Source organism: Nitrospiraceae bacterium, from assembly GCA_019637075.1.
GTDB lineage: Bacteria > Nitrospirota > Nitrospiria > Nitrospirales > Nitrospiraceae > JAHBWI01.
In genome coordinates this window covers 134,589-146,870 of the sequence record JAHBWI010000006.1, presented here as the reverse complement: position 1 = coordinate 146,870, position 12,282 = coordinate 134,589, and the positions used below count along the sequence as shown (strand labels likewise).

The 12,282-nt window shown below is 58.2% G+C and carries 10 protein-coding genes and 1 tRNA gene; 4 read left to right on the top strand and 7 right to left on the bottom strand.

Annotation, left to right across the window (positions count from 1 at the left end; genetic code table 11):
• Positions 1-2 precede the first annotated feature (2 nt).
• Complete coding sequence (locus KF814_16105) at positions 3-1,940, top strand: acyl-CoA dehydrogenase family protein (protein MBX3237669.1); 1,938 nt, start codon at positions 3-5, stop codon at positions 1,938-1,940.
• A 290-nt stretch (positions 1,941-2,230) separates the two neighbouring features.
• Here KF814_16105 and KF814_16100 read toward each other — a convergent pair whose 3' ends face one another.
• The 7 genes from KF814_16100 to rplI all read right to left on the bottom strand — a co-directional run bounded on the left by KF814_16100 (position 2,231) and on the right by rplI (position 9,390).
• On the bottom strand, positions 2,231-2,536 hold the full coding sequence (locus KF814_16100; GenBank protein ID MBX3237668.1) for a hypothetical protein: 306 nt from the start codon (positions 2,534-2,536) through the stop codon (positions 2,231-2,233).
• Between the two features lie 38 nt (positions 2,537-2,574).
• Positions 2,575-4,503: a sel1 repeat family protein gene (locus KF814_16095; protein ID MBX3237667.1), complete on the bottom strand. Its 1,929-nt coding sequence runs from the start codon at positions 4,501-4,503 to the stop codon at positions 2,575-2,577.
• Positions 4,504-5,190: 687 nt separating this feature from the next.
• The gene (locus tag KF814_16090; protein MBX3237666.1) at positions 5,191-5,862 is read right to left on the bottom strand and encodes a response regulator transcription factor; all 672 of its coding nucleotides are present in this window, start codon (positions 5,860-5,862) and stop codon (positions 5,191-5,193) included.
• Positions 5,849-6,970, bottom strand: a complete 1,122-nt coding sequence (locus tag KF814_16085) for a Gfo/Idh/MocA family oxidoreductase (GenBank protein MBX3237665.1) — start codon at positions 6,968-6,970, stop codon at positions 5,849-5,851. The genes KF814_16090 and KF814_16085 overlap by 14 nt, the downstream gene beginning before the upstream one ends.
• Before the next feature lie 124 nt (positions 6,971-7,094).
• Complete coding sequence (gene nrdR, locus KF814_16080) at positions 7,095-7,559, bottom strand: transcriptional regulator NrdR (protein MBX3237664.1); 465 nt, start codon at positions 7,557-7,559, stop codon at positions 7,095-7,097.
• A gap of 15 nt (positions 7,560-7,574) precedes the next feature.
• A complete protein-coding gene (locus KF814_16075) occupies positions 7,575-8,852 on the bottom strand; it encodes a serine hydroxymethyltransferase (GenBank protein MBX3237663.1) in 1,278 nt (425 codons plus the stop codon).
• Between the two features lie 61 nt (positions 8,853-8,913).
• Positions 8,914-9,390, bottom strand: coding sequence for a 50S ribosomal protein L9 (rplI, locus tag KF814_16070; protein MBX3237662.1), 477 nt, complete (start codon positions 9,388-9,390; stop codon positions 8,914-8,916).
• 237 nt (positions 9,391-9,627) lie between these two features.
• On the opposite strand from rplI, the gene KF814_16065 reads away from it, so the two are divergent.
• The 3 genes from KF814_16065 (at position 9,628) to KF814_16055 (ending at position 12,070) form a co-directional block, all read left to right on the top strand.
• Positions 9,628-11,094 (top strand): hypothetical protein, encoded by a 1,467-nt coding sequence (locus KF814_16065; GenBank protein MBX3237661.1) that lies wholly within the window; start codon positions 9,628-9,630, stop codon positions 11,092-11,094.
• Positions 11,095-11,318: 224 nt separating this feature from the next.
• Positions 11,319-11,405: transfer RNA gene (locus KF814_16060), tRNA-Leu, on the top strand.
• Positions 11,406-11,680: 275 nt separating this feature from the next.
• Positions 11,681-12,070, top strand: coding sequence for a hypothetical protein (locus tag KF814_16055; protein MBX3237660.1), 390 nt, complete (start codon positions 11,681-11,683; stop codon positions 12,068-12,070).
• The last annotated feature ends 212 nt before the right edge of the window (positions 12,071-12,282 follow it).

Genomic DNA, 12,282 nt, shown 5'->3' with positions numbered 1-12,282 from the left:
CGGTGGGACATCTGTTCAAAGGCTTGGAACGGATCGAAGAAGCGCGCGAGCGGCTGAGCGGTCGCAGCTTCATGGCCGGCCTCTTCGTCGGGAAGCCGGATTTCTCCCTCTTGCTCGCTCCGGAGGAGCCGCCGGAGCAACAGGAACTGTGGGAACGATTCCGTCCCCGGCTGGAAACGTTTCTGCGCACGGAAGTCGATCCCGACGAAATTGAACGTACCGCAAAAATCCCGGACTCCGTGCTTCAGGGGCTCTTTGCACTCGGGGCCTTCGGGATGAAAATTCCCACGCAGTATGGAGGCCTCGGTTTGTCCTACAGCAACTATGGCCGGGCCCTCGTGTTGATGGCGAGTTGGAGCAACATTCTCGCCCTGACCGTGGCGGTACCGCAGTCGATCGGAATCGCCATGCCGCTGCTGCTGTTCGGAAACGAAGAACAGAAACGCAAATACCTACCGGTCGTGGCCAGGGAGGCCGTCTCGGCTTTTGCGCTCACGGAATCCATCACGGGGTCGGATGCCGCGCACATTCAAACCGAGGCGGTGTTGGATCCCAGCGGCACCACGTTTCTCGTCAACGGCGAGAAGCTCTGGTGCACGAACGGCTCGATCGCCCGTTATGTCACGTTGATTGCCAGGGTCCCGGCAAGGCGCGAACGACAAAGAGAGCAGACCCGCTGGGTTGCCTGTCCAGATGGCCAAGGAGCGGAGGAGCTGGTGCACACCGCCTTCGTATTGGATATGAGGTCGCCGGGGGTGCTGGTCCGGCAGCGTTGTCAGTTCGAAGGCTGTCGCGGCATTGAGAACGCCTACATGACGTTTTCCAATGTGAAGATTCCGGCTGACGACCTGATCGGTGAGGTCGGGCGAGGCCTGAAGTATGCCCTTACCATTCTCAACGTAGGGCGAGCCGTCAGCATCCCGGCCATTTGTCTCGGCATGGCGAAACAGGCGTGGCAGCCGACGCTCGACCGGGCCAATCAACGCCTGACCTTTCAACGGCCCCTGAGCCAACGCCAGACGCAACGTGTCAGGCTGGGGCGGATGGCTGCCAACCTCTGGGCCATGGAGGCGCTGGCCTCGACGGTCTGGCGGATGGCGGAACAACATAGCTACGACGTTCGTATCGAGGCCGCCGTCGCCAAGATCTTTTGTTCGGAGACCACGATTCGTTTCCTGAAGGATGCGCAGGTCATCTTCGGGGGGATGGGGTATGAAACGGCGGATTCGAAGGGACGCCGAGGGGAGCCGGCATTCGGGATCGAACAGTTGGTGCGGGATGCCGAAATGTACCGCATCGGCGAAGGCGCGACGGATATTCTCCGACCCTTCGTGGCGAGGGAAGGATTGAGTCCCCACCTGGATCGGGCCCAGCGATACCTCGGCACGGAAGTCGGCAAGACCCAGCGGCTCTGGGAATGGCTGAAGCTGGTTTGCTTCTATGTCCCTTGGTACCTGAGTCTCTGGCGCCGGCAGTCGCTGCGCGGTATTAACGGGTCGTGCGATCCCCGGCTCGAAACCATCTTGCGTCAGGTGGAACGGAGCAGCCGCCGGCTGGCGCGCGCCATCTTCTGGGCGATGGTCCGCCATGGCAAAGGGCTCCGCGACGATCAAGGTCGACAGGCCAGGATCGAAGCAATCGGTGAAGAACTGCTGACCGTTGCGGCAAGCGCGATATCGGCGGAATCGTTCGTGCGGACGGAGGGTGACGATCGGGCTTGGGAGTTGGTCGATCAGGTATTCAGGCAAGCGCAACGCCGTCTTGCCCCGATGATCCACGAACTCGGAGGAAGCAACGAGGACCAACTCGTGGCGGAAATCGGTCATCAAGCTTCGGAAGGCCACTATCCCTGGCTGTCCAACGGCATCATCGCCCGCCGGTTGTGCGACTACATCTCCACTGCTTCATCCGCCTCTTCCCAGCGGCGAGCGGCGTCTTGACGCGGTCCCTTGTGAGCTGCCATTAAAGTTGCAGATAAATTCTCCGCTCCTCTGAGTGACGTCTCCCCCGAAAACGGCGGCAAGTCAAATCCAGAGTACGATACCGGCTTCGGCGGTCCTCGACGAAAGGAGCGGATCGTTGAAGCAGTCACGATTCTCCGAAGAGCAGATCGTCTAGGCCATTCGGCAAGCCGAGAGTGGGACCCTGCTTGGGGAGGAAGAGAAAGGGGGCGGGAGTTTGTGTTTACGATCCTTTTTCTTTTCTCTATTGAAATCCAATCCGGTGAAGGTCACTTGCCCCGTTCTAGCCACTCTTTAAAGGACGATATATTCGGTCGTCTTGCGGCATCTTCTGAGAGAGGTCGAATGTTATTTTTCTGTAGCTCGCCAGGCACTGTAGCTTTCGTGCTGGGCTGATCTGGCATGCGCACCTCCAGCGCGGCCCCCTCTTTCAATAACTCAGGGCTTTTCACTAGAAATCCCATAACGGTAATATTGCCTTCCACTTTGATGATGCGTGATCCGTCTTTAACGGGGACTCCATCAATGAAGAGAGTTGGCTCGGCGTTGCGACCTGCCCCGTGAATGCACTCCATGGAGGGACAGCTCTCACCAAGATGGTAGACGTGGGGGACTAGTTTACCTGGAGCTCCTCCGACTGAATGCCTCTTGGGCCTCGGTAGGTTATTTTGAAACGACTATTGCCTAATGGCGTCAGCTTAAACGTGAGATAGTTCACCACGTTTCTGGCAGCTTCGTTCATCAGTGCGGGTCCTGCTTGCGACGAAAACTGTTCCATTGAATTGTCCGTAGTAGTTACGTTGCCGTATTGGTCTCTCCAAACGGTAATCTTTGTCTCAGGCATCTCCATCTGAAAATTGGGATTATCAAACCCGCCTTTAGCGCGGCAGATAAACGCGTGGTTCAACGATAACACGTCTTCAGCCGTCACTTTGCTGATCGTGATCTCCCCTCGGTCTGGACGAATCCCGGTCAGAGCGTTCATCGCCTCAGACCCAGCCTTGTTCTGGAGATAGACCTGCGTAAGAAGACGTTGAATCACTTCTCTCACTTGCGGGGACGCACATATGCGCGTAGCGCCTTGGCGGGTGGTCTTTGCCACGCTGCTCCACTGCTCGGCTTTCTCCGGGTCTCTCTTTGTTCCTTGCCCCTTCTCATACATGCGCCCTAAAGCGGCTTGTGCCCTTGCATCATCGTAGGCGGTGGTCGCTGCTAAGTAATACTGCACTGCGAGGGCATAGTAATTCGGGTCCGTCGCGCCGCGCTGTTCGTAGCGAGATCCAAGGTAATACGGTGCATCAATACTGTCACGGGCCTCCGCGACTTTGAGCCAGTAGACTGAATAAAGTTTGGATCGAGGGGCCATTTGGGGGTTGGAGAAGAAGAACGCAACCTGGGCCGTCATCTTGGGAAACGCAGTCAATTTCGTCCCATTCTTGCTCGTGAGCCGAACATCGTCGCACCCCGCAGTCTCAGTTTCCTCCATGCCCTCAATCATTCCTTCCAATCCACTGTCCGCATCATCTCTAAAAAGCGAAATGATGGTGTTTCTGTAACGGGGATTGGGCTCTTCGCTTGAGGCCGCGAGATTCACGACGCCATTTACTCGTGAAATGGCTCCTACCAAGGCAATCTCCGGGGAAGTCTGTGCATTGCGAGAGACCTTCAAGACCCCCTTCATTAAGTACATCGGGTCATTCTGCTCAGCGCGATTATTGAGAAAGACATCGGTGATCCTCAGGTTAATATTCACGGTGTTGACGCATGCCTGTCCCACTAGCGTGTCGCCCATGAGTGTCTTGGCAACCACATCTTTTGTCGTCGTCTGCACAGTGGCAAATTCATCTGACGTAGATGTCGGCCTCCACCGCGCCAAGGCCGGACGGCTCTGTTTGGCCGCCCCAAACGAATCGAAACGAGTCGAGGCTAATGCGTGACCTGGGAAGCAAACCTCTTGTAGCGCCTCCATCTCGGGTTGGCCATCTTCGGTCAGGAGAAATTTCCCGTTGTGCGAGTAAAGGTATGTGCCATACGTCGCTTCCCGTTCTAAGACCGCATCCACAATTCGTTCCCATGGCGCACGATATGGATATTTCTCGTACGCATACCAGTGACCGACCACAACACCGCAATTCGTTTGTGGGTCTCCGACTAATCCGGGGACATCAATCACCCAATAGGGGTTTAAGGACGACTTCGGATCCCTGGACCGCATGGTGTCCCTGATTTTATAGAGTGTGGTCGTCACCTCATTTTGGGCCACAAACATCACGAGCACAATATCGTTTCGTGAGCCGAGTTCCTTCATCGATCGCTCCGTCAGCTCTGAAACAGTGCTCGCAAGAATCTCGTCTGGTCTGGACGGCTGATTGGGCGGAGCGTTCAAAAACCGTAGTGCTTCGGCTTGTTGTTGTTCATATTGTTTGTTGAATGAGTCTTTATACAGCGGGACAGTACAGCCACTCCCAGAAATCAATAGGAGCGCCATGATCCAGAAGGAGAGTAGCGCCCCGGGAATGCTATGTCTGCCCATATCTTGCATGCCGTTACCCTTTCATGAGCTGTGCGTGAACACCTGATTCGTCGTGCGATTTACGAGAGCACCTTACAAGATTTCTCCAGTTTGCAAACTGTGACCGAAGCATGCACTCTTAATGTCTGCGTCCTATAGTTACGTGTTCGTATCTATAGCATATTGCCTCGAGTCTAGAAAGAATGCGTCCTCGACGTTCTCTCCACTGTGGTGAGATGAGATTTCCAGGAGGGGCCAAAGAGAGAACAGGGGTGGGAGTCTTTTCTTGCGACGAATGTGGGTGGCCGCGTGGGCCTCCGCCAGGATCTTCTCGAAGGCCGCATAGCGGTGGGCTTGTCGAACAGGGGAAGCCGCCCCACACGCCGGTTCAGGACATGGTACACGAAGTCTCCAGTAGGAAGGCGCGGACGGCGGGGCATGCGGCCCTTCTACCTGAAGCCGTCCATCCGCCTCAAGAAAAGACTCCCGCGCCCTTTTCTTGTTGTGAAGTCCGGCATCTGGAGCCGTAACACCGTTCCCACCGCGGCGAGTTGGATGTGATAGTTGAAGCTGCCACCCTCCCCGAAGGGCCCAATCCCGGCGGCCAGGCTGCGATAGGTCCGCCACCAGGAGGAGTGAGATTTGGTGAAGAGGTCGTCAGTAGGCAGCACTGCCTCTATGGGGATATGTCTACAACTTTAATGTCAGGTCGCTCCCTTACGGCCTTGGTTCCAGCTCGATGAGGCCCTTACGGATAGCCAGAATCGCGGCTTGCGTCCGGTCATAGACCTGAAGCTTGTGGAAGATGTTGCGCACGTGGTTCTTCACGGTCTTCTCGCTCAGGTCGAGGCTGTTGGCGATTTCCTTGTTGGTCTTGCCGTCGGCGACCAGGCGCAGGACCGTGATTTCACGTTCGGTGAGGTCATGCTCGACCCAGGCCGGTTTCTTTCCCTTCTTCTGGGACATGAGGGAAAACTCCGCGAGGATCTTGCTCGCGACCGACGGATGGATCAGGGATTCGCCGCGATAGATCGCTCGAATGGCGGCGACGATTTGGGAAGACTCGGAGTCTTTCAGGAGATAGCCGGTCGCTCCGGCGCGAACCAAGTCGAAGATATATTGTTGTTCTTCATACATGGTCAGGGCCACGATGCCGATGTGGGGAAATTCCCGTTTGATCTGCCGGGTGGCTTCCACACCGCCCATGCGCGGCATGCTCACATCCATGAGCACCACATCCGGGAGCAGCGTCCGCGTCTTCTCGACCGCTTCGACGCCATCCTGTGCTTCCCCGACGACGTTGATGTCGTCTTTCGTCTTCAGGATCGCGGCCAATCCTTCTCGGACGACGCGGTGATCATCGGCAATCAGGACCTTAATCTTTTCCATTGCGAATCGTCTCCTTGTCGGCTAGCGGGACTTTGAGCACGATGCGTGTGCCACGCCCCTTCTTGGACTCGATCGTCGCTTCGCCCCCCACTAAACGGGCGCGCTCGACGATTCCCTTGACCCCGAAGTGATCCCACTTTTCGGGGTCCCGCAGCACCGCCTCCATGTCGAACCCGATGCCATTGTCCGTAATGGTCACCTGAAGCAGGTCCAGCTGAATATCCAGCCGTACCGACACCCGATCGGCCTTTGCATGCTTCTGGACGTTGCTCAAGGCTTCCTGGACGATGCGGAAGAGGAAAATCTTGGTGCGCGGAAAGAGGATCTTCTCGTCGCCGGCCGCCGAGAATTCCGTCTTGATGTGGTACTGGGTCTCGTAGGATCGAAGATAGTTGGTCAGGGCCGGGACCAACTCCATCTTGTCGTAATGGAGGGGGCGCAGATTGAAAATGACCTGACGGGCTTCTTGGATGGCCAGCTTCAGTTGCGCTTTCGATTCACGCAACGTCGCAAGACTTTCCTTCGGGTCTTTCCGGTGTAGTTCCTGGCACAGCTCCAGTTTGAAGTTCACCCCCGCCAAGCTCTGCACCAGGCCGTCGTGGATCTCGCAGGCGATCCTGGTCCGTTCTTCGGTCACGGCGGCCCCGGTTTCCTTCACGTACAACCGGTACAGGGACTGATACTTGTTCAACGTCTTCTCGATTTCGGCGGTGGCGCGAATTCGTGCCTCGATAAGCTGCCACATGAACTTGGCGCTGGCGCCGCCGATCACGGTCACGCCCATGCGATGGAAGTCCATCAAGTACTCGCCGATCTCGGCGTTGCCGGAGACGTCGATGACCAGGTCGATCCGTTCCAGGCTCAGTAGCCGGCGATAATTGCGGGTGACGGGAATCTTCAGGCGCTTGGCCAGCCCCAGCCCCGGTGCATTCGGGTTGATTTCCGCGACCCCGACGATCCGGACCAAGGGATCGGTCGCGAAGATTTCCATCAGGGCGGTGCCGCCGCGGCCCGCGCCGATGATCGCGACCTTGGTCGTTCCCGGAAGGCCTTTTCCGCGAGAGCGGCCGGTGCGCCGGCGGTCTCGTTTCGCTGTTGTCGCGGCCATAGTCTCAGACACCCCTCGTACCGGAAAGCCGGCGGTGGTTTATCGTATCAGACACGAACCGTCGGGAAGGACGAGAGCAGAGGGAGGGGAGGGGAAGAACCCTCGAGCACACCGGAACGGCCAACTAGCGTTCCCGGCGCTGTTGGGCGAGCGCCTTGATCTCGTCCATGAACTGGTCGATGTCTTTGAACTCGCGGTATACCGATGCGAACCGGACGTACGCCACCTGATCCAACTGCGACAGTTCCCGCATGACTTCCTCGCCCACTGCGGTGCTGTCGATTTCGGTTTCGCCGAGTTCTTGGATGCGCTTTTCGATTCGATCGGTGACGGTTTCGATCGTGGCGGTGCTGATCGGCCGCTTCTCGCAGGCTTTCTTCAGTCCGGCGACGATCTTGCCCCGGTCGAACGGCTCGCGGCGGCCGTCCTTCTTCACGACCACCGGCATCGTCTCTTCAACCCGTTCGTAGGTGGTGTAGCGGCGCTTGCAGGACAGGCATTCGCGCCGGCGTCGGATGACCTCGCCCTCCTTCGCCATACGCGAATCGACGACCTTGTCTTCTACATCGTCACAGAAGGGGCACTTCACCGGGACATATCCTGCCTAAGCGGGAGATGAATCGTAGGCATGAAAGATGGGGAAGCGGCTGCAGAGAGCCTTCGCCTGCGCCCGAACCTCAGCCTGTACGGTTTGGTTTTGCGGATGCTGTAACACGCGGTCGATCAGCGCGACGATTTCTCGCATATCGGCTTCGCGCATGCCGCGGGTGGAAACGATCGGTGCTCCTAATCGAATACCGCTGGCGATGGCCGGCGGCTTTTCGTCGTACGGCACGGCATTCTTGTTGACGATGATGCCCGCGGCGTCCAGCGCGGCGTCGGCTTCCTTCCCCGTGATGCCTTTGTTCGTCAGGTTCACCAGCATCAGATGGGTGTCGGTCCCGCCGGAGACGATCTTGTACCCCCGCTCCATCAAACCCTGAGCCAAGGTCTTGGCATTGGCCAACACTTGTTGCTGATAGCGTTTGAAGCCGGGAGACAATGCTTCCTTGAAGGCGACCGCCTTGGCGGCGATCACGTGCATAAGCGGACCGCCCTGCAGGCCCGGGAAAATGATCTTGTCGACGGCCTTCGCATGCTCGGCCTTGCACATCGTGACGCCACCGCGTGGTCCGCGGAGGGTCTTGTGGGTCGTCGTGGTGACGAAGTCGGCGTAGGGCACCGGGTTGGGATGCAGGCCTGCCGCGATCAAACCGGCGATGTGCGCGATGTCGACCATCAAGTACGCGCCGACCGATTTCGCGATCGCTTGAAATTTCGCAAAGTCCAGCGTGCGGGCATAGGCACTGGCTCCGACCACCAGCATACGTGGACGGCACTCCTCCGCGATCTTCTGCACCGCTGCATAGTCGATGGTTTCGCTCTGCCGGTCCACCCCATAAGAGAAGGCTCGGAAAATGGTTCCGGAGAAGTTGACCTTGCTGCCGTGCGTGAGGTGCCCGCCCTGCGCCAAATCCAATCCGAGGATCGTGTCACCCGGTTTCAACACCGAGAGGTAGGCGGCCATATTGGCTTGCGACCCGGAATGGGGCTGGACGTTCACGTGATCGGCGCCGAAGATCTGTTTGCACCGCTGGATGGCGAGGTCTTCGACGGTGTCGACATGCTGGCAGCCACCGTAATACCGTTTCCCCGGATACCCTTCGGCGTACTTGTTCGTCATCAAGCAGCCTTGGGCCGCCAGGACCGCCGGGCTGGCGAAGTTCTCCGAGGCGATGAGGAGCAGCTTCTCACGCTGCCGCTGTTCCTCCGCCCGAATGGCCTCGTACGTGTCGGGATCGGTCGACTTCAGTGCATCCAACGAACCGATAAGCTCGTCCATTATTTCTCAATTCCTCCGGGTGCGCTGCGGCCCGGGAAGGGCCGCGCTCGATCTGGCTCGACTAGGCCGTGGCTTCCGCTTCCGGTTCCGCGCCCTGCTTCTTCACAACCTGCACGGCGATGCTCGCCGTCACTTCGCGCGGCAGCTTGATTGGAATCGTAAAGGTGCCCAACTCCTTGATCGGCTGCGCCAGCTGGATCTTGCGGCGATCCACCGTGAAGCCTTTCTCGGCAAGCCCTTCTGCGATGTCCTTGGCCGTGACCGACCCGAACATCTTGTCGTCCTTCCCGACCTGCGCCTCGATCGTCAACGACACCGCAGAGATCTTCTTCCCGTGAGCCTCGATCTCTTGCCGCTCCTTCTTGGCCCGTTCCGCTGCGACGCGCTTGGTGTGCTCGAATTCCTTGATGTTCCGGTCGTTCGCCAGCACGGCCTTGCGGCGGGGCAGCAAATAGTTTCGGGCGAACCCATCCGAGACATCCAAGAGGTCGCCGAGATTGCCTACGCCTTCGAGAGTTTCCTGTAGAATCACCTTCATACTGCAACTCCTTTGAGTGGAAAGGGAAAAAGCATACTGGCGCCCTGGGGAAAAGTCAATTCGCCTGAGTGAAATTCCGGATGAATCGACGGAGGGGCGATTCCGGGTGGAAGGCGGTTTTGAGGGGCGCAGGTCCCTGGACAGACTCTCCGCGCACTCATTAAGATACGGGGCCCAACGGCAGAGTCCCGCCTGTGCAGCAATCCTGAACAGCCGGCCTCATGAGGAGCACCCACGGTGACACTGGTCCCAGCAACGCTCGAGCAATGGCTCGAGCACATGGCTATGGCAATGGACGCGGAGGCGGCCTCCGACGCCGAACGAGGCCGGGATCAGCCGGTGACGGCCTCGCAGGGGCGGAGGTTACAGACTGTCGGGGCGTTGCAGCTGTATGAGTTTGTGTTGCCCCCCGACGTTCGGATCGGCGTGGACTTTCCGGTCACCGTTTTGCTGCCGGATGACGAGGAACCGACCGAAGGGGTCGTGTTGTCGCAGCACGGCGACCGGCTTGTGCTGCAGCTCTTCGATCCCATCGGGGATCTTGTGCCGTCCGTGACGCTGGTACCCGACGCCAGCGGATTTGCCCAAACCGTGGGCCGCCGGCTGGCCGACATGAGCCGAACCGGCGCCTCCTACAGCCTGGGGCCGGCAGAGCGGCTGCTGCCGGTTTTTGATGCAGCGCAATCGGGCGATGTGGCCACCCTGCAGTCGATGGCATCCACCACGGTTCTGACGCTTCTGTGGCAGGAGGATCTTGCGGCGCGACGCCAAAAGCTTGCGACCCTCGCGATCGAGCTCACCCGAACCAATAAGCGAATTCTGTTGGTCACGCCGGACCATCAATCCGCCGATGCGGTCACCCTGGTATTGGCGCGCGCCATGAAAGGCGCCGGCCTCACCTATAGGAGCTGGCTCAGCCGCTATGAAGTGGCGTTGGGTCGCGAACAGGCCGGCATTCCTCTAGGCGAGCTGGGTTTCGAGGCGCAGATGCACCAATTCTACGCCAAGGCTCGATCTGAAAAGGCCGCCTTGCGGAAGAAATACGAGCGTTTCCGCGAGCTGACGCCGTTGTTGGCGTACAAGGCTCAGAAGCAAAAGGATCTGGACGAAGTGCGGCTCCTCGAATGGCGCCTGCTGACCCACTTGAGCGAGCTACAGGGCAAGATCAAGGAAATCGACGCTACGCTCGCTCAGTATGAAGAGTTGCCCATTTGGAAGCGGCTCTCGATGCAGGCCGTCGGGAAGAACGTCGAATCCTTGCGTGAATATAAGCAGATCTATGACCGCCAGATCGCCGGCCTGATGAAGGAACTCAACATTGCAAAGCAGCGGATCGACGAGCTGATTCCCGAGGCGGCGGTGCCGAAGGAAATGAAGCCCGAATTTGCCGAACTCAAGGAAGAGATCGTGAAGTTGGGCGGCACCAAGAAGATTCGCGAGCTGCTGGCGGCCGAAGAGGACACTAACCGCCAGGCGTTCGTGCAGAATCGCCGCGTCGTCGTCACGACTGCGGCTCGGGTGGCGGCCGATCCTCTGTTCAAGAAGATTCGCTTCGACCTGCTGCTGGCCGACGAAGCGCCCCTGATCCGGCGGCCCTGGTTGCTGGCCAGCGCAGGCTTGGTCCGTGAGCGCATCGTCCTGAGCGGCGACCTTCGTACCGTCACGCCGGACGGTCCCTGGAGCATCGTCATTCCCTCACCTTGACGGGTGAATGACGATCAGCGATAATCCGCGTTCGCTTAGCAGGTAGTTCGCACTGAGCTGGAGCGAGCTGACAAAGAATTGAGCGATTCTCCGGTGGGGATGCTCAAACAAGCCTAGAACAAGGCCGCAGCGCACGAAAACCGAAGGCGTACTCCGGTTTTGTATGTCGACGGTTTAAGTGAAGCGAGATCGCAGTTGTAGGCTTATTTCAGCATCCACCTAGGGCCGAAGTGGCGGAACTGGCAGACGCACTAGATTCAGGGTCTAGCGCCCGCAAGGGTGTCCGGGTTCAAATCCCGGCTTCGGCACCAGCTTTCCTTCCTGTTCTGATCTAACAAGCAGATACGTACAGTGGCTACGGTAGACCAGGTGACTGGCTACGGTACGTCGTCTTGTGCGAAGGTCCAATCGTCACTCAATCTACGTTCGCATCTTCGTTCCCGCTGATCTGAAGTCACTCCTCGGCAAGGAAGAAATCTGGAAATCTCTCGGCACATCTGACCAGGCCGTGGCAGAGTTGAGATCAAGGGTGGTCGAGGGAAACGCTTCGGCACTCTTCCTTCATCTACAACGGCACGGCCATTCGATGACGCTCACTCAGATTCGCTTCCTCGTGTTTCGATACATCAAGGAAAGGTTGGATGAGTGGGAGGAGTCTATCGCTTCGACTGATCTCACCAACGAGGTCAACGGGCAGTGGCAAGATCGTCTTTCAGACTTCTCCCGAAGCAACCTTGAGGACTACGCCAGAGGCCTCCGAGAGAACAACCTGAAGGCATTGCCTTCGGCTACGCTCAAAGAGTTCCTTCGACGGTACGACATCAAGGATCTTCAGGAAGGCTCGCAGACTCACAAGCTGCTCTGCCGCGAACTGCTGAAGGCTGAGAGCGTCATTGCTGGCAAGATCAAGGTTGAGTACAGGGCAACTATGGAGAAGAGTATGGTGAGCCCCTCGATGGTCCGACAGATCGCATAAGTCCAACTACACCGGAACCGGCCACCATTCGTGATCCGGAGGCGGTCTTCCATTTGTCAGAAGCCATCCCTGCATACCTGAAGCACTTCGAGCACAGAGCGCCGGGCACCATCGAAGCCAAGCGGAATGTCCTGAAGAGGTTCTTGGAACTCGGTGGTGACAAGCCTATTCACACCATCACGAAACAGGACTGCATCACCTATCGTGACACC